Annotated in this window: 19 protein-coding genes and 9 tRNA genes; all 28 read right to left on the bottom strand. The window is 39.5% G+C overall.

Annotated elements, in window-relative coordinates; all coding sequences use genetic code 11:
• Positions 1 to 21: 21 nt before the first annotated feature.
• The 28 genes from ACED20_RS11470 to ACED20_RS11605 all read right to left on the bottom strand — a co-directional run bounded on the left by ACED20_RS11470 (position 22) and on the right by ACED20_RS11605 (position 20,478).
• The gene (locus ACED20_RS11470; protein ID WP_294224852.1) at positions 22 to 567 is read right to left on the bottom strand and encodes a 3'-5' exonuclease; all 546 of its coding nucleotides are present in this window, start codon (positions 565 to 567) and stop codon (positions 22 to 24) included.
• 184 nt (positions 568 to 751) lie between these two features.
• Entirely contained in the window at positions 752 to 1,315 is a 564-nt protein-coding gene (locus ACED20_RS11475) for a metallophosphoesterase family protein (protein WP_294198032.1), read from the bottom strand.
• A gap of 166 nt (positions 1,316 to 1,481) precedes the next feature.
• Positions 1,482 to 2,351 (bottom strand): nucleoside hydrolase, encoded by an 870-nt coding sequence (locus ACED20_RS11480; RefSeq protein WP_378104666.1) that lies wholly within the window; start codon positions 2,349 to 2,351, stop codon positions 1,482 to 1,484.
• 43 nt (positions 2,352 to 2,394) lie between these two features.
• The gene (locus tag ACED20_RS11485; RefSeq protein WP_345767278.1) at positions 2,395 to 3,339 is read right to left on the bottom strand and encodes a peptidase; all 945 of its coding nucleotides are present in this window, start codon (positions 3,337 to 3,339) and stop codon (positions 2,395 to 2,397) included.
• Positions 3,340 to 3,629: 290 nt separating this feature from the next.
• Positions 3,630 to 4,223, bottom strand: coding sequence for a DUF5565 family protein (locus tag ACED20_RS11490; RefSeq protein ID WP_345767277.1), 594 nt, complete (start codon positions 4,221 to 4,223; stop codon positions 3,630 to 3,632).
• A gap of 22 nt (positions 4,224 to 4,245) precedes the next feature.
• Positions 4,246 to 5,259: an RNA ligase family protein gene (locus ACED20_RS11495; protein ID WP_294267510.1), complete on the bottom strand. Its 1,014-nt coding sequence runs from the start codon at positions 5,257 to 5,259 to the stop codon at positions 4,246 to 4,248.
• 126 nt (positions 5,260 to 5,385) lie between these two features.
• On the bottom strand, positions 5,386 to 5,958 hold the full coding sequence (locus ACED20_RS11500) for a DinB family protein (RefSeq protein WP_345767275.1): 573 nt from the start codon (positions 5,956 to 5,958) through the stop codon (positions 5,386 to 5,388).
• Positions 5,958 to 6,329 (bottom strand): cyclic-phosphate processing receiver domain-containing protein, encoded by a 372-nt coding sequence (locus ACED20_RS11505; protein ID WP_294291980.1) that lies wholly within the window; start codon positions 6,327 to 6,329, stop codon positions 5,958 to 5,960. The genes ACED20_RS11500 and ACED20_RS11505 overlap by 1 nt, the downstream gene beginning before the upstream one ends.
• Before the next feature lie 10 nt (positions 6,330 to 6,339).
• The gene (locus ACED20_RS11510; RefSeq protein WP_378104671.1) at positions 6,340 to 6,468 is read right to left on the bottom strand and encodes an ATP-grasp domain-containing protein; all 129 of its coding nucleotides are present in this window, start codon (positions 6,466 to 6,468) and stop codon (positions 6,340 to 6,342) included.
• Positions 6,469 to 6,487: 19 nt separating this feature from the next.
• Entirely contained in the window at positions 6,488 to 7,117 is a 630-nt protein-coding gene (locus tag ACED20_RS11515) for an ATP-grasp domain-containing protein (protein WP_378104673.1), read from the bottom strand.
• Positions 7,118 to 7,132: 15 nt separating this feature from the next.
• Positions 7,133 to 7,951, bottom strand: coding sequence for a RimK family alpha-L-glutamate ligase (locus tag ACED20_RS11520; protein ID WP_294198042.1), 819 nt, complete (start codon positions 7,949 to 7,951; stop codon positions 7,133 to 7,135).
• A gap of 97 nt (positions 7,952 to 8,048) precedes the next feature.
• Complete coding sequence (locus ACED20_RS11525) at positions 8,049 to 8,534, bottom strand: ribonuclease H-like YkuK family protein (protein WP_294198044.1); 486 nt, start codon at positions 8,532 to 8,534, stop codon at positions 8,049 to 8,051.
• Positions 8,535 to 8,925: 391 nt separating this feature from the next.
• A tRNA-Gln gene (locus tag ACED20_RS11530) sits at positions 8,926 to 8,998 on the bottom strand.
• Positions 8,999 to 9,070: 72 nt separating this feature from the next.
• Positions 9,071 to 9,146: transfer RNA gene (locus tag ACED20_RS11535), tRNA-Phe, on the bottom strand.
• A gap of 89 nt (positions 9,147 to 9,235) precedes the next feature.
• Positions 9,236 to 9,309, bottom strand: a tRNA-Leu gene (locus tag ACED20_RS11540).
• Positions 9,310 to 9,620: 311 nt separating this feature from the next.
• A tRNA-Tyr gene (locus ACED20_RS11545) sits at positions 9,621 to 9,707 on the bottom strand.
• 171 nt (positions 9,708 to 9,878) lie between these two features.
• Positions 9,879 to 9,960 (bottom strand) — tRNA-Cys (locus ACED20_RS11550).
• 348 nt (positions 9,961 to 10,308) lie between these two features.
• Positions 10,309 to 10,380: transfer RNA gene (locus ACED20_RS11555), tRNA-Glu, on the bottom strand.
• Between the two features lie 256 nt (positions 10,381 to 10,636).
• A tRNA-Pro gene (locus ACED20_RS11560) sits at positions 10,637 to 10,708 on the bottom strand.
• Positions 10,709 to 10,774: 66 nt separating this feature from the next.
• Positions 10,775 to 10,847 (bottom strand) — tRNA-Arg (locus tag ACED20_RS11565).
• Between the two features lie 396 nt (positions 10,848 to 11,243).
• Positions 11,244 to 11,317 (bottom strand) — tRNA-Ile (locus ACED20_RS11570).
• Between the two features lie 1,102 nt (positions 11,318 to 12,419).
• The gene (locus ACED20_RS11575) at positions 12,420 to 12,776 is read right to left on the bottom strand and encodes a hypothetical protein (RefSeq protein WP_294201783.1); all 357 of its coding nucleotides are present in this window, start codon (positions 12,774 to 12,776) and stop codon (positions 12,420 to 12,422) included.
• A 1-nt stretch (position 12,777) separates the two neighbouring features.
• Positions 12,778 to 13,797: a lipopolysaccharide assembly protein LapB gene (locus ACED20_RS11580; RefSeq protein WP_294201781.1), complete on the bottom strand. Its 1,020-nt coding sequence runs from the start codon at positions 13,795 to 13,797 to the stop codon at positions 12,778 to 12,780.
• The gene (locus ACED20_RS11585) at positions 13,790 to 15,487 is read right to left on the bottom strand and encodes an APC family permease (RefSeq protein WP_378104679.1); all 1,698 of its coding nucleotides are present in this window, start codon (positions 15,485 to 15,487) and stop codon (positions 13,790 to 13,792) included. The genes ACED20_RS11580 and ACED20_RS11585 overlap by 8 nt, the downstream gene beginning before the upstream one ends.
• The gene (locus ACED20_RS11590; protein WP_378104681.1) at positions 15,477 to 17,864 is read right to left on the bottom strand and encodes a hypothetical protein; all 2,388 of its coding nucleotides are present in this window, start codon (positions 17,862 to 17,864) and stop codon (positions 15,477 to 15,479) included. The genes ACED20_RS11585 and ACED20_RS11590 overlap by 11 nt, the downstream gene beginning before the upstream one ends.
• Complete coding sequence (locus ACED20_RS11595; protein ID WP_345767266.1) at positions 17,855 to 18,598, bottom strand: hypothetical protein; 744 nt, start codon at positions 18,596 to 18,598, stop codon at positions 17,855 to 17,857. The genes ACED20_RS11590 and ACED20_RS11595 overlap by 10 nt, the downstream gene beginning before the upstream one ends.
• Complete coding sequence (locus ACED20_RS11600) at positions 18,571 to 19,704, bottom strand: AAA family ATPase (RefSeq protein ID WP_294236494.1); 1,134 nt, start codon at positions 19,702 to 19,704, stop codon at positions 18,571 to 18,573. Before ACED20_RS11600 ends, ACED20_RS11595 begins: the two co-directional genes overlap by 28 nt.
• Before the next feature lie 117 nt (positions 19,705 to 19,821).
• Positions 19,822 to 20,478: a hypothetical protein gene (locus tag ACED20_RS11605; RefSeq protein ID WP_345767265.1), complete on the bottom strand. Its 657-nt coding sequence runs from the start codon at positions 20,476 to 20,478 to the stop codon at positions 19,822 to 19,824.
• Between the last annotated feature and the right edge of the window lie 282 nt (positions 20,479 to 20,760).

Below are 20,760 nucleotides of genomic sequence, written 5' to 3' on the forward strand. Positions count from 1 at the left end.
CATCACCCATCTTCCCACCTTTTATCTCAGCATTTCCCGTAAAATCCGGGCAGCGTTATAAGCATCGTCCGCCCCGCTGTGATGGTTGCCTTCAAATTCCATATTCAGGGCTTTCAGAGCTCTTTTGAGTCCCATCATTTTATACAAGCCGTTGTAGGCTTTGAAGCGGTGCATGATGTTGATGTAATTTCCGGAAAAAGGATTTTCAATGCCCAGATAGTCACACTGTTCAACGATCTGTTCCTTATCAAAGGCTCCGAACCCGGCCCAGGCAATCGATTCAGGATCGTATTCCTCCCGGATTTTTTCGCAGGCTTCTTCAAAATAGATTCCTTTTTCTTCAATCAGTTTTGGGGTAATTCCGGTAAGCTCCGTGCAGAATTTGTTGATTTTTGATCTTTCGGGAATCACATATATGCTCTGCTTGTTGGAAATGATCTTTGCATCTGTATCCAAAGTACAGATTCCTATTTCAATAATATCGGTTTTCTGGCCGGGCGGGATTTTATCATATTCCCAGCACGTGGCTTCCAGATCGATCACTATTATTTTATTTGTTGTTTTCATTGTTGTGTGTGTTTGGGCTGGACGATGGAGGCGGGGTGACGGAAGTTTTTTTCCTATCAGATTCCAGGTTCCATTTTACATTTTTTTTACTTTTTCTATCATGGCCGGATGATGAACTGAAGAACACAGGAAGTTTTTACAATACTCCAGAACATACAGCATGCATCACCCAGCTTCCTTTCTCTTAATTTCTCGGGGCAAACGGCGGGGTCCACTTTTTCCTCTGCATTATTTCTTTAACCTCCTCATAAGAAACTGGATAGAAGTTATGGCAATCGACGCCCACATCAAAGCTTAAGGCCGTTTCATCGTCCGGCAATGTTCCGTGCGAATGGCCGTAGAGCTGCCAGACGCCGCGGTGGGAGCCGTTCCAGGTCCGCATGGCGTAATGGAAAAGGATGATTTTTTGTTTGCCGTTGCCGTTTTCCGGTTCGTCGATCCTTAATTCATGGTAATCCCTGATGGAAGCAAAGCGTTTCGGATAAGTTAGTGCCGCTCCTTCGTGATTGCCTTTGATGAGATGAATGCTTCCGTTTAACCGGTCTAAAATTTCTTTTGTGAAATCCGGTTTGCCCAGACTGACATCGCCTAAATGGTAAACGGTATCGTTCTCTCCAATCCTTTCATTCCATCTTTTGATGAGTTCTTCATTCATTTGTTCCAGAGACGCAAATGGCCTTTCGGAAAATTTAATGATATTTTCGTGACCGAAATGGTGGTCTGCCGTAAAAAATATATTGGGTTTCATTTTTTTAATTATTTTTTTTAAAAATTTAGTGCTGTCATCAATCTCACTTTTCAGGATTGACAAGAGCCACACTTAACTGATGATTTATTAATTGTATTCATTTTTTTAAGCTTATGCAGTCAAATTTTAAGAGTTATTACCCTAAAACATAGACATTGCCAATAGCCTAAGGTTTGATCAACATCCAAAGATCTTTCAGATCAGGAATGAATGTGGTAATCAATGAAGGACTTTTTCCGGGATTTTCTTTCGCTTTCCACGAGCCCCATTCGCCGCGGGTCCGGTAAGGGATGACCTCTTCCCAAAGTGCTTTTGAAGGATTGATGGCCAGTAAAGCGGCTACCGTATCATGAAGTGCTTTCTCTTTCAGTTCTACTGCTTTCAAAAAAAGGTCCAGGCCTTTATTATGGTTTCTGAACGGGATCAGCATTTCCGCATCGGTTTTAGTGAAAACTGCAGCATGGCAGACATTTTTACTGATCAAGCGTCTTTCTTTTATCGGGATTGAAAACAGTTTTTCAGCAGCCAGCGGATTTCCGTTCAGATTAAAAGTTGCGCAGGTCATCTTTCCGTCAAATTTTTCCAGCCGATGTTCCTTAGGAACGATATTATCCCCGGCGAAGCCTCCTTGACAGAACCATTGGTCGAAAAAGATCCCGCTTTCATATAAAGCATACGGATTTGTAAGTGCGGCTCCTGTCAACAATGTACTATCCTGAAACTGACGGAGGGTCTCAGCCATAATATCTACTGCGGAACCATCCGCTTCCGAATCTTTAAATCCTCCGATCCAATCCCGGTGAAACACGGATACACGCGGAGCATCAGATTTGGGAGTACCGGCTCCGATCCGGATGTCTTCCCGGTCCAGGGTATTGAGGATCTTTCTTACAAAACCGATCTGGTCCTTTCCTCCCGGATGTACGGAAACGCTTACAAGATAAACCCGGGGGTGCGTTGCCAAAATGGCCAACGTCATAGCATCATCAGGATCAGCAGTTTCCATATCAAAATGAAAAGGTATTTTATATTGCATAATTCATTTTTTAGTTATTAATCTCGATTTTAAACGGTCCCGCTCAATCTTCTCTGAACGCCTTATAAAAAGCCGTTTCGATTTCCAGCCGGTCACTTTCCGTGTACCTTCTTGAAAAATGGACCGGTACGGCTTCCTTAACTTTACATTCCTTCATGATTTTTCCGGACGCCGAAGCGAAGCTGTGGTGATTCATTATTGCGAATTCACGATCTTCATCTTTATAGAAGGTTTCGATATACACCATATCTGCATTCCCGAAAACCGTTTTTATTTTTTCATAGTTCCCTTCCTCTGCCGCATGATCCATGATAACACCGAGTTTATAGCCTTCGTTCCGCGTCAGCAGATGGAATAATTCCGAAGCCTCATAAACTATCCCTTCGATTTCGATTTGCTTACCTTCCTCATTTTTTTCAAAAGCGGACTTCAGTTCGCTAATCCATTTTCCTTTTTTGAATTCGGAACCGTTTTCATTAAAGCTTACTGAATCTTTCTCTTTAAAAAGATAAGCAATGGAATGGGTCTTATGGTCCAGAATTGCGAAATCAACATTTACATATTCATCTTCAAAAAGGAAATCCTGGGTTTTGATCAATTCAAGATTCCAGAGTGGCGGACGGATTTTATAGATATTAATTTCTTCTTCGGAAACAATTTCACGGATTTCATATTCAATGGTGTTTTCATCAATCAGGTTCCAGGTGTAGGATTTCAATCTGGACTCAATCTGTTGATGAATATTTTTCGGTCCGCAGATCACTACTTTCTCCCCGCTTCCGATCTGATGCCTGAAAATCCCATCGAAGTTTGAAAAATGGTCAATATGGGTATGGCTGATGAATACTGCCGATACGGATTGCACTTCTTTTACCGTCAGCAAACTTGCCTCACCGCAATCACACAGATAATGCTTCGATGAATTCGGAATTTTTATTAATATACTGATGTCTTCTTTAAAAAGACTTTTTATTTCTGCCTGTAACATTTTTTAAGTTTTTATTTTCATTATCTGTTATTAATCCTCATTGTTCATTTAACGCAAAGTTCATAGAGATTCTCTGACACCTACCTGTTTTTAATTTTACCAAGCTACTTCGACAGGCTCAGCATAAACTTTTTCACTTAGCAAAGCACCCTGTTTTTTCAGTAAAAATTTATTACCAACAATCAGATTTCAATGAACGTTTTCTTCACTGCTGTACAAACATAACAAGAAAATCCATGACTGATTAAACACATAAAAAGTTCCGGTAAACCCTATTACCGAAACTCAATTTATTTAAAAACGGATTCTTTTCCTGCCTTTCTACGGATGCCGAAATCGGATTTCCGGATTTTGCACATTCTTTCATCAGCGGTGTGATGGAAAACGATGCCTTCCATGTTATTGTCGGGATTACTCAAAAAGCTTTTGATCCACTCGAAATCAAGACTTGCCAGATTGAGGATCTCGCTCCCATGCTTTACCAGCAAATGGCCTTTGATGTTTTCGGGATTTCCCTGTACTTTCTCGCCGATCAGTTCGTAGGTACCGTCTTCTACCTTGCCCGATTCGGCCAAAGCATGAAAACCTTCCCAGAAGTAAGCATCTTCTTTTCTGGCAGGATCACAGGCCACCCAATGCGGATGATGTCCGGTTACCGGATCTGCTTCCTGGCACGGGATCGCCCCTTCCGGAGCCGTTTTGCCTTTTTTGGCATCATACCTTTTGAAAAGCTTACCGTTGATGACTGCGCATGCGGAACCGTCGAACTTCTGCGTCGCAACTGCTTCGCCTTCAAATACCCAAAGGTTTTCAGGATTGATTTCGTTGATAACCCGTCCTAAATTATGTTTATCTTTTTTGAATAAAGTACTGATCTTTTTCATTTTAATCGCTTTTTTTAAATGATTATTCAGAAACAGCCAGCGCTGCTTTCACCGTGTCAATTACCACGGCATTCAGCTTTTTGTTGATCCTTTTCTGTTCTTTTTTTTCGATGCTGTCGAAAACTTCCGGGAAATCTTTTCCAAAATCTTCCAGGATGTCCTTTGCGAAAAGACCAATCACTTTTCCAGCCATTGTGGGCTCAAATTCACCAATTTTGCTGATGACATTGTTCAGCCTGTTAACGGTTGCATATTGCTCAAGCTCTTCCCAAATTCGCCGGGCATCTTCGCCAAACCGGATCTGCTTCTGAACTTTTTTCTCCTGTTTTCTTATCACTTTGGATTTCTCGATCCACTTTTCATTTTTATTTTTCAGAATAACCCTCGCGCCGTTTCCGAAGTAGCGGGTTTCCAGGGTCTTTATAATGGTTCCCTCGCACCTATTGTCTTCAAGTTCAGGAAGTCCCAGCCAGCCGGGAATTTTGGAATCGAATACGTTCGGGAACGCTAAAGCTTCTTCCAAAGTTCCATGAAAAAGGGTTTTTGCATAGAAAAATCCGGTTTCCTCAAAAATATGGTTAACGAATTCCGTATCCAGATAGGTGGTTCCGTTCAGTTTAATATCGAACGCATAAAATTCATTATGAGGGGCATATTCAATACCTTTCTGCACTTTTACGGCATCTTTCACAGGCTCCACTTCTTTGTGTTTATATCCTCCTCCAAATATTTCCCCATAGATCCCTACGGTTTCAGCGTCCGGATACAAAGCTTTCACTTTACCGAAAACCTCAACTACATTTTTTCTGTAACGCTCGAGAATCTGACGTGCATTGAAGAATTTCTCATTATCTTCGATAAAAGCAGTTCTCTTCGCTATCTTAATTTCCTTTCCGTCTGTAAAGAAAGAAAAATTGGCCCCGTGAACCTTTTCCTGCACGATGAAAACCTCATCCCCAAAGCCCTGAATCCTGATCTGTTCGATCACACGCGCCTGGTAAGCATTTTCTATCGAGTTGTATGTTTTAAAAATCATTTTTTTAATTTTTTATTTAACCATAAAGTTTTTGACACATAGGTTACATTAGATTGTAAGTTTCCTGTATTGTGCCTATTTTTAGAGCGCATAAGAGAAATATCGAAGATTTTCAAAAACTAAATATTAAATCCCCTTGTTCCCTATTCTTTCTGATTCATTATTTTCCATCTGAGTCAGCTGCCTTTTGGCATGAAGAGACAGGAAATAAATATATTCGTAAACATTAATTTTTCCTAATTCGTTCACCGTCATCGTTGTTCTGCAGAGCAGTCCTTCCCCATTTTTCATCCGGTCCAGATAGATCAGACATTGATGATACTGCATGGACATCAGGCTTCTGATTTCATTTAACTGCATTTGCCCTTTCGGCTCCATATGTTCGGGTCTGATCCATTTAAAGGCACCGTATTCTCCTACTTCTTCAAACTTTTCCCTGTCGAAAACATAATTTCGTATTTCAGCATCCAGGTCCTGACCTCCGGAATTCCGAAGTGCCTTTTTTGAACCTTTTTCAATAAGGATTAGCAGGTAGAAGTTCGTCAGATAAATATGTTCCAGAATCTGCCGGACCGTCCAGCCTCCGTTGGAAGGCCGATAATCCAACGTTATCCTGTCTTTCTCAAACCATCCGTCCACCTCATCAAAGCTGTATTTCAGATGGTCTCTTATCTCTTGTATGAATCCAAAAATATTCATTATTGTTTTTTAAAATTATTTAAAAGGCTCTCAATATTCTGCTTCCCGACCGGATTCATGGAATGGCAATAATATTCCGGCAGATCTAAACAATGATCCATGCAATATTCCACCAGCCATTTGGCACAGTCGTAGCCTGTTTTCTCAACGAATTTACCAGGGTCTGTTTCCATATAATGCTCATCGGCAAGGTCATGGTCAAAAGAGATCATTTCCGGCAGCCCTTTTTCCAGAATCCGGTCGACAAACGCCTGATAATTCCGGACGATATGCCAGTCATCTCTTTGGAAAATCTCCTGTTTCGTATATCTATAGGCGTCCCTTGGATTTCTTATATCGTCAAGGAACAGTAATCTTTTTGTCAATTCCATTGCTTTATTTTTAATTTGAAAAGTAAATATTCAAAGCTTTGATGATACTTTTCACGTTGGTGTTCGGATAAAATCCCGAACTGTTGATGCAGTTAATTTCAACAATCTTCCAGCTTTCTTTCGTTAAACAGATGTCCATGACAAATGCTTCTTCAAGGTTAAAAAAGCTGAAGCATTTCCCTGGCAAAAGCAAGTCCGTCTTCCGAAACTTTTTCCTCAAAAGGAGCCTGGTTATTAAATTTATAATATCCGGCATCGATGATCTGCCCGCCTACGATCCAGAGCCTGGCTTCCTTCAATGTCCTTTTTACTTCGGAAACCTGGATGAGAGAATCTTCCGTAATCCGGTTGGACGAATTTTTCAGGGCTTCAAATACAAAATCCTCCCATTCCGTTTCGCTGAATACCCTGCCCGTAAAAATCTTGGCTTCGTTATAGGGCTTGATGAATTTCTTTTCATCTTTTTCCCAAATAAGCTTGTCCGAAATTTTGTGAACCGTAACTTCATGATTCAGAAGATACGCTCCGTAATATTTTGAATAGATTTCATAAAGATGATTGCCTCCGTAAAATGAGCCCGGGAACCAGTGGGTGTTCTGTCTTCCTAGTCTGGCAATAGTTACGGATCCGTAAACGAACACATCTGTCCGGTTGGTTTTAAAATCTATTTTCTCTGCCGTTGGAGGAATATTGATCACCTGGTAATCGATATTCAATTCTTCCAGGGCATCAAAGATCTTATAATGATCGGGATCGTGATATACGTTTGCCTGAACTAAAAAAAACATGGTTATTGGTTTTTATTATTTTAATTTACTTTTTACAATCTCTGACAATTCTGTTTTTGCCTCGTCAGGAAATCCTGATAATCCCGGAATATCGTTGTATTCCAAAATAAACCGTTCTCCCTTTTCCGTCTGAAGGACGTCAATCGCAACGATATCAGCCTTAATGTTCTCCTGTAGCTGCTTTACTTTTTCAATCCACTCTTCTTCCGGACTGATCAGCTGATATTCCCGGGTTAAAGAATTGGCTTTCCAATATTTGCCTATCCTTTTCATCGCCCAGACCTTATTATTTACAGCAAGGTAACGGATGTCATCCTGATAATCTATAAATTGCTCCGTCGTTACATAATCGTTTTGAATAAACAGCAGGTCTTTCAATTCCTCCCATTGTTCTTCGCACATAACCAGGCTTTTTCCGTACCCGCCGTGATGGTTTCCCACCTTAACGACGAAAGGAAATTTCATTTCAATGTTTTTGAGCTGGGTCGTGCCGGTAGCCACATTAAAATCGATAACAGGTAAACCAAGTTTCTTCAGCCTGTTCAGCATGGACAACCGGTCGTAACCCATCAATAAGCTGGAAGCAGAATTTACGCAGGGAATTCCCGAATATTCAATCAATTCCAATATACTCCGGTGCCTGGCTTCAGGATTTATTGCACCTAGCCGCCAGAAAACAACATCCGGCTTACAGGCTCCGTCAGCATCGATAAAGTATAAAGCCGAATCTTTGACAACACATTCCGATGTCTGAATTTTCTTCTGAACGACATGATATCCTGCGAAATAATCCGGCCAGTAGCTTTCTCCGTTGATGATTAAAATGGTTTTCATGGTTTTTAATTTTTTAGATTTAAAATAAAAGCCGAATAATGGAAATGAAGATTATTTAAAAATTTCCGGCCTCCATCATCCTGCTTCCTGCCTTTTATTACACCATCACATCGGCGCAGTTGGAACTTGCAAAAGCAAAAGGTTTCGCTCTGAAGACGTATCCCATTCCGAGAATATATCCCATCGCATCTTTCAATGCAACATTGGATTTGAAATCCGGATCGGTATTGATGTCTGCGTGTACCTCCATTTCTACTCCATAGGCATCCAGCACCGCACAGATGGCATAGGCAATCTCTACGGATTTGTTGACTTCGTTCAGCATCCGTTCTTTAATGCTGATGCGCTGGAATTCTCTTTCTTTTCTGATAAAGGTAAACGCTCCTTTCCCCTCCCGGATGAATACGACTGCCGTAGCATAATTGATGGCATCACCATACACATGGGAATCCGATCCCACACATACTTTCAGTCGGTGGCCTAAGGCCTGTTCGCGGAGGATGGCTTCTTCTACCAGCTGTGTGATAGGGTTGCGGAAGATTTTTCCGTTCATGTTCTGCCATGTTTCTTGTTGCGTTTCCATTTTTTCTACATATTTGTTTGAATGTTAATTTATTATTGTTTTAATTGACTATTCGCGTCAATGGTCAATTCGCTTTGCTTGTCAATTTTTATATCAATTTTATTGACTATTCACTTGCGGAGCAAAATTCACCATTGACCATTGACCATTCACGCTTAAAAAACCACCCCGTCAAAAATTCCTTCAGAATTTTCGCCACCCCTCCAAAGGAGTGGAATTGCGGTTAAGGGTTTTGCCAAGTGTGCTTTGATTAAACTTTAGCCTAAAAATTCATCTTTCATTTATTGCCAATTGTGAATTCTTTCGGATCAATCCGCTTCGCTAGTCAATTTGATGTTGGTTTTTAACTCACCATTCACTTGCGAAGCAAAATTCACCATTCACCTTTTTGTTGATTCATCAGGAGTCGAACCTGAACAACAAGAGTCAAAGTCTTGTGTGCTGACCAATTACACTATGAATCAATTTTATAAGTAATGAGTAATCGGTAATCTAAATCATACTTCATAATTGCTTATTACTCATTACTTATATTATGGCGGAACAGACAGGAATCGAACCTGTACCTTTAGTTTTTCAGACTAACGTGCAGACCTGCTACACCACTCTTCCAGACAATCATTAATGATTGATAAGCGATAAAATGATATTAGTTAACCTGTTTCATCAATCATTATTTACCATTCATCAATAATATTTCGTACGGGAAGAGGGACTCGAACCCCCAAAAACCTGAGCCTAAATCAGGTGTGTCTGCCAATTCCACCATTCCCGCGGACTAATAAGCAATGGGTGATTAGTGATCGATAATATTATCCATTGCTTATTTTTAGAAGGTTTGAGAAAGCCTGTCTATCTATATAAACTATGCCAGTTTTGCTTTTGAAAGATCGTCTGCGCTTGACAAACTTTTCTCTTACCTTTTTTTTGATCGTAAATGAGTAGTTCCTACCGATTAATTGTCAATTTGACGATTCACTTGCGAAGCAAAATTCACCATTCACTTTCTTTTGACCATCTGACCGGGAATCGAACCCGGACAACAAGAGTACATTTCCTGCATGCTGCCGTTACATTATCAGCGGTTGGTGGAAGCAGCAGGATTCGAACCTGCTCAGCAGTAAAGCAACAGATTTACAGTCTGCCCCGACTCTCCGGCTTCGGCGTGCTTCCTCTTTTTATCAGTAATAGAGAATGAGTAATATTTCATACAAAATTTCCTATTCTTAGTTTTAATTTTGTGAAGAAAATTAAAGCCTGTCTTATTTTTTGTTTGATATAAGAACTTCTGCGCCCGACAGGCTTTTTCTTTTTCTCCGGAACTAATCTCATTTTAGTTATTTGAGATGGCTATGGGATTTGAACCCACTCAGCTTACGCAACGGTTTTGCAGACCGCCCCGACTCTCCCGCTTCGGCGAACCATCATTTTTTATGAGTAATGAACAATGGGTAATCTTTCCCTACCTAATAATTGATGAATATTATCTTCATTAAAACAAAGCCTGTCTTATTTTTTGTTTGATGTAAGAACTTCTGCGCTTGGACAAGCTTTATTTCCACTAAAAATTACATTATGTTTTCTTTATTTCTTTTTTCTATTTTGCTTCCGAGGTTAAGAAAAAGCCCGCCTGTATATTTTGTGTTTTTTTGGCTTAAAGATCATCTGCGCTCGGCAGGCTTTTCTTTCTCTCTTTGAAACAATTATTTTTATGTGAATGGTCAATTCGCTTCACTTGTCAATCTACAATCACTATTGAGCATTCGTTCTTTTGTACTCCATAAGGGAATCGAACCCTTGTTTTCTGCTCGAAAGGCAGACGTCCTGACCGTTAGACGAATGGAGCATGTTGTGAAGGAACAATTCGCTTAGTTTGTCAATTCCTTCGGGTTAATAGTCAATTTTAATCTATCCTGAAATTCACTTGCGGAGCAAATTCACCATTGACCAATCACTATCGAAACCACCCCGTCAAAAATTCTTTCGGAATTCTTGTCAACACCCAAAGGAGTGGAATTACGGTTAAGCTTTTTTCGTTTCTGCTTTTGATGAAAACTTTAGAGCCTGTTATTCAGCTGTAAAAATTCACAGTTCACTTTTTGTCTGGAAAGCAGGGTTCGAACCTGCGACCTCCCGCGTCCAAGGCGGGTAAACAACCACCGTTATCTTTCCAGTTTTCAGGTCCATTTTATTATCTTTCCCGGGAGACAGCCGGTGCAGATCGTTTCATGGACCTTTTGTGATTCCGACAGGACTCGAACCTGTAACCCTGGGTTTAGAAAACCCATGCTCTATCCATTGAGCCACGGAACCTTTGGTGTGAATGGTCAATCCGCTTTGCTTGTCAATGGCCAATTCCTGCGGATTAATGGTCAATCTTTACCCATTTTAAAATTCACTTGCAGAGCAAAATTCACCATTCACCATTCACTAATAGAAACCACCCCGTCAAAAATTCTTTCGGAATTTTCGCCACCCCTCCAAAGGAGTGGAATTGCGGTTAAGTTTTTTTTCGTTTACGCTTTTGATTAAACTTTGGCCGTAAATTCACTATTCACTTGCGAAGCAAAATTCACTATTCACAATTGATCATTCACTTTTGTAATCCCGGNTTTTTTTTCGTTTACGCTTTTGATTAAACTTTGGCCGTAAATTCACTATTCACTTGCGAAGCAAAATTCACTATTCACAATTGATCATTCACTTTTGTAATCCCGGAAGGGCTCGAACCTTCAGCCTTCGACGTATCAGGTCGATGCTCTAACCTATTGAGCTACTGGATCGTTTATTACCTTTTAGGCATAAAAAAAGCGCCTCTTTTCGGGAGGCGCTCTATATTTTTACACGTGTCGGTTCATTAGCCGACCCATTTATATAAGCACCTTTTACCCATCAGTTCACTGTCAAGAAGAATAACACGCGCATATCCCTGCCCCATCGGCTGTGTGCCGTGGTCTCTTGAAGATAAATTGGATATGTTGTTAAATTGTTTCATTTTATTTTTCTTGTTTTAAAAAGTTTTTCTGATAGCTGAAAACCTGTTGCTTTCAATTTTCGGTTGCAAAGTAAGGACGAAATTTTTTAATCCACAAATTTATTTTTCAATTAAATATTTGAAAATCAATTATTTATGTCTTATTTTAAGATAGAGAATTCCTGTCCGCAATATCCTGCAGATGTCTTAGATACCTAAATGACTGTCTCTCATCGGGTTACTGATCACGCTTTATTTTCGTATTAATTGTTCATTTGTTATTAAAAATTTTTCACTTTTATGGTTATTTTTTTTCGTTCTAAATAATTTCTGCCCTAAAAACACAGAAAACGCCCCGACAATCGAGGCGTTTCTGCAGTATTTTGATTTAATTTTTACGGGATTATTGTAAATATTTTTCAAAGCAAGCCCATTTCGCCTCATAAGATATCATTCCTTCATACCCAAACGATCCCTTTAGTACAGGGCGATCGCATAGATTTAAACTGATATGTGCTCTTTGTATTGTCATAAATTTGTTGCGGCAAAGATAAATATTTTTCTGAAGCCAGAGAAGCGTTTATTGATCATGGTCATAAACAGCAGGTAACTTCGGTACTTCTGTTAACTGCTTTTTATGAATTTTGATTTCCGTTTTTTTCAATAGGTATTCTGTCTAATTCTTCCAGGTCGGGAAACAGGCTTCTCTGATGATCATACCGACTTTTATGTTTGGTAATTGCAATAATTACAAGTTATTTTGCTGCGATCAGGGAAAGGTGAGGAACTATTTCTTTTATCCTTTTTTATGAATATAATGGAGTTATCGCTGAAGCGGCAATTTCCTCGGCGATTTCGATTGCATTTCTGCCATCATGTTTTAAATGAAAATATTTATCGGTATTATCCATCTATGAAACATTTATTCCCAGGTCATTTTTATTTTTTAACGCAGTTTCAACAAATTTTAGCAAATTATTCACTCTTATTTCAATAAAGATTTCCGAATAATTTGATGCCGAGCTTATCTCACTGATATTTTGCAAGATTATCAGGCAGTCTTCATAAGCTGCTTCAAGTTCTTCATTTACTATAAAAAGGTCTTTTTCATTTAATGCCGGAATAACTTTACAGCCGAGATCTTTCAGGATTTTATGTCCCCAAAGTTCTTTTCGACAAATCTCAAAACCAAACAAATCACTTGCAGGATTAAGAAATTCACCCTTAAAATTTTCAGATAAATAGATAAATGATATGGTAATACTCATCTCAATTTCTAAACATCCTGTTCCTTCCCATTTTGTATCTGGAAATATCTTTCAGAATCACTTCATCCTCCGGGTTGAAATGTTTCAGTTCATTTACGATTTCTGAACGGGTGGCTACTTTTTCGGCAATAATTTCGTAGGCAATGTTTCTTGTGGTGGATCGCAGCTTCGGATCTTTTTTAAATTCGTGCTTCAAAGCTTCAAGATATATGATCTTTTTCTCGGAGGGTGTTTTCCCGTACAGTTCGCGGATCTGCTGATCTAATTTTTTTACATCAGAAATATTAGCGAAGTAATTGTTCAGGCAATTAAATGCATCACGGTCTTCTTCCCAGCCTTTGAGCAGGATTTTCTGAGCTTCATCGGGCATTTTCATTTTTTTGCGGTAAATCAGGGAACCCTTAACCATCTGGTTGTTGGTTACATAATCGTCCACGACCATCTGATAATAAGTGTTGGCCTGATGCCGGTCGTTCATCTGAAGGTAAAGATCACCTACTTTTTCTTTTTGTCCGAGTTCTCCATAAAGATCAATCGCTTTCTTATATTGCCGGGCTTTTTCATAACAATGGGCCGCTTCGGATCTGTTCTTTAATTTTTTAAGATAAATTACTGCGGCTTCATTATAGAATCCGCCGTTTTCCAGGGTTTTTGCTCCGCGATAGTAATCTTTCATTAAATTCATGTATACTTTTGCGGCTCTTTTATAGTCTTTCTCACCAATGTATTTCAAAGCGAGTTCTTCGTATTTATTCCTGATTTTATCAAAAACGGAAGCTTCCAGATAAAAATTCCCTCCTCCTTTTCCTCCCTTGGTTCCTGTATTCTTTTCTTTTTCCTTCTTTTCCAGCTGCATCAGTACCACAAAAATAATGAAGGCAACAACGATAAATATCACCAGCGTACCGATAACACTCCAGAAACTTTCATGGAAGAGCTGGGCCAAAATTCCGATCACTTTAATGATAACCAGAATAAAGAAGGCGGCCAAAAATTTTTCGGTAAACTTCTGCCTATTCATTTTTGTCTGATTTTAAAATGGTTTTATCTTCACTGAAAAGACGGTATAAAAGAAGAATAATGCCGATGATAAGCAGCCATACAAACCAGTTGTAGCCGAACATGGCAATCAGTGGGAAGAAGATATACGCGAGCATCGCAACAAGAACGCCCATCAGGAGAATCTTAACCCCACCCGGAACATTTTCCCCGCCCATATTCATCGATTTTCTTTTAACAAAAAAAGAATATAAACCTACGGCTCCTGTCATAGCGACAATCAGCCAGAAAATCTCCGTAAAAGTGGTACTTTTTTCTTCAACCTTATTGCTTCCGGTATCTGACGATGCCACCGGAGGCGGAAGCTGCGGATATTCTTTCGTTCCGTATAGCTTTCCGAGAGAATCTTCGATCAAAACGGCTTTCTTCTTCATAATGGTTTTCACAATTCCTTTATCTGCCTGTTTTCCCGAATCTGATTTCCTGATGGAATCCGCTATTTTTTTCCTGATCTTTTCTTCATTCTGAGAGAGATAGGTTACGATTTTCTTCCGGTAAACCCGTTTTAGGGAATCTGTTGCCGCATCTGTTTTATCATTGAGCTTAAAAATATCGTTCTGGATTTTATCAATCGGTCTTCCCCCGTTCTTCAGGTATTCTTGGTAACTTTTTTCGCCGGGTTTACTGTATTCTAATGAAGCGGTCAGTTGTTCTTTCATAAGCTTCCGACGTATTGCTCCATACATCGAATCTATTTTTATATCAATGTCCGTTACGCCTGATTTGTACGCGACTATGGGAGACATCACGGTTTTATCGGGAGCCTGAATTTTTCCTGAAGAAATTTTAGGCGATGCTTCGGGCTTATCAGTATTAAAATGCATAAAAACCCTGGCTAACCCGATCATCAAAAGGACTCCCCAAAATACCCAACCGTAATTTCTCCCTGAATATTTTTCGCTGAAAGGATCATCCTCTTTTTTACCGAAGAGTTTTTCCAGCCAGGGAATCTTAAATTTAAAAATTCCGAAACCGTCTCCTCTGGATGTTCCCATGATATCAAGAGGAACTCCAAGCTCAACTGCCCTGTCAGGATATTTTTCGATATATTTTAAATATTTCTCAATCTCTTTTTTATTTCCCGCCATTACCTTTTTCAGGTCAAACGGAAGGTTTTTCATCCATTCTTCTTCGGTTTGCGGCTTCTGAAGGTTTTGCAGAATCTGCTGATCGTCGATTTCCACGGTGTAGCTGGTAATGTGCTGAGGGATTTTTACGCCATTCAGAGGCTTTTTTATTTTTGCTCCGGATGGTTTCGGGTTCTGAATAATTGAAAGCCAGTCGATTTCTTGATTTAATCTAACAAAACCAAATTCCGGATGCATGATCAGGAATACAGCATCTGTCGGTTCCCATTCTTCAGGGTTAATCTTCGGATAGAATATAGTGTTCTCCGGAATGAAAAACTTATTGTCGACACACTGGAAATAAGCATTTCGCCCGATGTCATTCGGAGCCAGATCTTCAAAAACCAGAAAACATCCGTATAACACATTCGGTTCGGACGAAGGAACCGGAAACGCGAGAACCTCATTCAGACGGATGTCTAAAATTTCCATTTCATGCAGCCATACGAGAGGTGAAGAACCTTTGATCAAAAGTCCTTTCCTGGGATAGCTGTTTTTCGGAAAAGGTTTGATTCTAAGCTCCATATTCTAAAACATGCTTAATAAAAGCTTCCATGTATTCCCTGTACATTTCGTCCGTTTCCCTGATTTTGAGTTTTGAATCCTTAGGAAGATAGTATTCCGACCCTCCGAATTCTTTTTCCGTCGCCAGTGCCATATATCCGTAATGGGTGGAAGGCATATAGAATACCGGGATATTTTTATTACTGCTGATAAAAGTAAGCATTCCCCGGAGATCCGTTATGATTTCGCTGCCATCATCGAATGTGAATTTATTTTTATTCTGATTGGCAAAGACCTGTATTTTCTCATAATTCCTCGTTAAGCTGTACACATTTTCACTACGTGATCCCAAAGCAAATTTATCGATTACCAATTCCTCCACACTGTTGATCCCTATTTTGTTGAAATTATTTAAAATTTTGGTTCCCTTGTTTTTGAGTTTGCGGAGTTCAACATCGGTTTTGATTCCGTTTTTAATAATTTCATTATGGTTCTTTACACTTTCTATCGAAAGCTCGCCTTCAATACTGATCTTAAAAACGGTAAACACTTCAGATCTGTACAGATAAAAATTCCGGTTAAAATAAATCAGGTTAAAATCCTGAGGAATATTGTATCCGGTGAGATTCATTTCAGAATATTCCTTTAGATTAAGATTAAGTTTAGACAAGATCTTTTTATCAGGCTGGTATTGTGCCAGAATATAATTTCCGGCTTTGTCTTTAGCCAACGCAAACTGGCCTCTGGGTTTTACAGATATTTTTTCAGTGATAACTTCACAGCCCTTTTGGGTACTGATGTTCTGATAAATATTCCGATTGTAATAATTATCTGAAAGATACGTTTTCAAAAGTTGTTTCTTATTGCTCAGAATGTAAAAATCCCCTTCATACAGAAAGGTTTGAATCCTGTCTTTAGGCGTGGGAAATAAGAGAGGGTAATTTTTAGGAACTAAAGTTTTAATGCCGCTATTATGAAAATTGTTTTCCCGGCTCCTCTTCGGCGGATTTGCCCACAATTCTTTTAAAGGAAGCCTCATTTTCTGAATGTGCTTTCTGGTTCCCTGATGGTGCTTGTAAAAATTCAGCTCGCCGTCTGCGGAGGTCGTGATCAGGAATTTCAGGCGGTCGCGGTTTTCATGGATTACTTTCTGAAGATTCCGTTCCGCTATATTTTCCTGATGGGTAATAAAAAAAACTTCCAGGTCCTTTTGCGGATGTTCTTCATTTAGAAACCTATCGAGTGTCTGAGAGGCTTCCAGCACAGGGCTTACCTGATTCAGACCATCAATGACCTGATCCACATTATCAAGTGAAACGGGAATATTGTTCTGTCCCAGGGCAAAAACTGTACATTCAGAATGGGCCTTGGGATGCTTGATGACCGCTATTGCCGAAGCAAATGCCAAAACCTTCGGCGTTCCCCAGTTTTTCAGGGAAGTATCGATGAGAATTATGCGCTGAAAGATATTTTCTTCGGGTGGAATTTCCCTTTGGATATACAACGATTCGTTGTTGGCGATGCGGCTGACGAATATTTCGTCTTCATGGGCAAATTCCGACAAGAGCATCCGGTGCAGCTCTCCTTTATTGGTCATATCCGAGATACCTCCGATCGGCTGTTCGCCCGGCGAAAGATGGCGCATCGGAATTTTCAGTCCGCTCCAGATTCTTTTAATCAAACTTCCGACCTGGAAGGTCCTGGGCTCTTCGATCAGTTCCCGGATAAAATCTTTACTGGTTTCTACCGTAGTTTCTTCCTGCACGACTTCGTCTTCCGGTTCCGGCATATCTTTGAAGCCTTTCATTGCTTCGATAATTAATCTCGCTGAAGAAAATTTATCATTTAATGTCGCTAAAATATTCAGATGCTTTGAAAACACGGAGACCGGAAGTTCCGTTTGCCGCGCAGCATCAACAAGCTTCTGAGGGCTTTTTAAATACGTTTTTATTATATATTCAGACTGTTTTGCAGAAACCGCAGCAGGTGCTCCGGAAAATATGGTCTGTAATAGAAGAACTCTATTTTTACTTCTTTTGTAATGTGCCGGTAAAGATTTCAGCGTCTCCAGAAATTGAAATGCAGGGCTTATGACATGCTTAACATATTCATGCGATGCCAAAGGATGTTTCCGTATTCCCGTTTTAATGCTTTTAAGATCCAGATATCCTTCATTTGTTGCATAAAGGGCTAATAGAAGAGGCGTTAAAAAAGGCAGCCCCATAAGCTGAAATTCTTTTAAAATCTCGATCAGATAAGCTCGGTAAACTACTGCTCCTATTCCCGGAATCGAAATAAGATTGTTTTCATTATATCCGGAACTATCAGGAACATCTTCATCGGTCGTCCATTCCCAGAAATAATCCTGGTACGACTGGAAATAATCATTTAATTCCATTCTTTTGATTTTTCAGTCAGACGGAATGAGCTTACCGACAATTTACGGAAATCTTCTTTATCAAGGGACAAAACATTTCCGCTCTTGTTCCACAAGAGCCAGTGATCGCGCCCGGTGTTATATTTTCTCTGTAATAAAGAGCTCAGGTTTTTACATTCAAAATCGTATCCTGACGGTAAGAGATGACCGTCTTTTGACCAAAATGTTTTCCCCGGCAAACTCAGTAAAGGCTCTCCGATGAATAAGGCCTGGTTATTAATAACAATCCAGTCGGTTTTTTCCAGTTTAAATTTTGGCAGCGCAACAATGGCTTCCCTAATCTCTTTTATTGAACATAACAAAGCTGTTGCCGAATACTCTTCTTCAATTGGTTTAAGCTTAATTTCAATTTTTTCATCAATTCCAAAAAAATTATTATTGGAAGGAGGGAAAGTCAATTGAAAAGCTTTATCAATGGGATTCCACAGTAAACCTGTTCGTATTTTTTTAGTAGGAACCAAAGCATCTTTTCTGAATAGCAATCCTTCTCTTAATTCGTAAAGCAAAAAATCCGGCAGCTGCTGAATTTCCGGTGAAACGGTCTGTTCACCGGTAAAACCTTTCAGCCAGATCACGTCTTCTTCCAAGGCAACCTGAACATTTTTCCACCCCCGGATCGAACCTAAGAAATCTTTACCGGTCCTCGGAATTTCTGCCCAGAATTCTTTTAAACGGTCTGGAGAATCTTTTGCCATAGATTTTCAATTTCCTGTTGAATAAACTGTTTCTGCTCGGAATTTCTGATCCATTCGCAGCGGGTCTGAAGATATCTCAGTTTATCTTTGACCACATTCTGCTCTTCAAAACTCAATGATCCCTGATTCCATTTCTCTACCAGAATTTTAACATCTTTCATTACTTCTTCCGGATTCGGCGTTTTGTTCTGCATTGCCTGCGGATGGGATTTCGGATGATCATCTTTTTCAATGGTTCTGTTGATAATGCCTTCAAGGATTTCAATCTGCTCTTCCGTATCCCAAATGTGCTTTAATACCCATAAATCGGATAATACCGCTTCATTTCTACCGCAGATTAAAGCACTTGCCGCAATAAGATTCTGGAGTTTTACAGCTCGGCGGTCGGAAATTGCAATTCCTGTATTTCTGAGACTTATTACTGTGTTTAAATAGACTTCATAAACCGGCCGTAAATCTATTGTTTTACAAAGCTCCTGCAAGTCACGGATTTCATGGGAAAGAATTTCTGGTGTTTCCGTTTCCATGTTGTTTTCAAGTTTTCTTCCGGCCAAAAGCACCTGATGAAGCAGATCCGGACTAACATAATCCACATTAATCCTGATCAGGAAGCGGTCGAACAAGGCGTTCAACGCTTCATCTTCAGGAAGCACGTTGCTTGCTCCGACGAACATCAATGCAGGAAGATGTTTGGTTTCTTTTCCTCTTCTGAATATCTTTTCATTTAAAGCCATTAACAGGGAATTCAGAATCGCCGAATTGGCATTGAAAATCTCATCCAGAAAGACCATTGACGCTTCGGGCATCATCCCTTCGGTATTCGTGAGCAATTCCCCTTCTTTCAATTTACGGATGTCGAAAGGGCCGAAAATCTCATTCGGTTCGGTAAAGCGTGTTAACAGATATTCGAAATTTTTCCCGTCTTTTACGGTTTTGGCCAAAGTCCTTACAATAGCAGATTTTGCCGTTCCGGGAGGACCGTATAAAAATGCGTTCTCTCTCGCCAAAAGACAAATTCCCAATAAATCAACCACATCATTTTTTCCGACAAATGTATCTTTTACGAAGGTTAAAACCTTATTTAATTTTTCTATATTCTGAGTCATCTGTTTTACATTAATTTTTTAACGCAAAGTCCGTGAATTTTATTTTAAAACAGCTATTTCCAGTTAAAAAAGGTGCTGGAGTCTAATAAGTCTTACTGTCTTTATTTTCTTTGGTAGTTACCTAAAGTTATCTTCTGCATTTATCACTTTTAGTTCTTTCCAAAATACATCTTTGTGCAATCCGAATTCTGCGATCAGCAACTGATTGATATATGGAATTTCAGCAAGTCTGTAAGATTTTCTTTCTACAATCCTTTCCAGGTATAGCTTTCGGTATGTTCTGTCTTTTAATTCTTCTTCCCAATTGATGGGTTCCAGTTCCAGATCCATTCCCACCGCTGAATAATGGAATCGTTTCAGAACATTTTCAAGCATACTCATCAAAACATCTTCCGGATCAGCATCATGTAAAGCCAAAATTATCTGTGGTAAAAACCTTAATGAGAGATCCGCGGACAATATAGCCGGGATATTTCTGTTGCCACTATAAGGAGGGATTAACCTATTTAAATCTTTTGCCGTATTTTCTCTTATCAGGTGGAGCCGGACACTGTGATATAGTATTTTTGCAGCCCACACCGCCGTTTTTTTATCAAAACTGATTTGATCAGAAAGAAATTCCAACCGCTCTTTTTCAAACTCAGCCTCAAAATAATCTGCAGCATCCGATTCTTCCTTTTCAGAAATTTCATGAAAATCGGTAAAAATGGTAATGCACTCTTCTTTTCTCAGTAAAAATAAAGTGTCTAAAAATGGAGATTTTGATTCGAGCATCCCACAAAAATAGAAATATTATATATAAATCCTAAATTTATTTATGAATATGAAGAATAAAATTAAGTAAGATATGAATAATGGATAAAATTACGAACTCCTGAAGTGTATTAAAGCTTTTGAATAATAAAAATGAGTATCAATTCTTAAGGGCAGAGAGATGCTTATGCATTAAACGATTCGTAATAAACAGCATGCTCCTGTGAATGTTTTATCTTTTAACAGGTGGCTCCTGTGGAACCCCTTTAGCCTTGCCCTGGTTTCCTGCTTCTCGAAGGTATC

It is taken from the genome of Chryseobacterium sp. sg2396, from assembly GCF_042610505.1.
GTDB lineage: Bacteria > Bacteroidota > Bacteroidia > Flavobacteriales > Weeksellaceae > Chryseobacterium.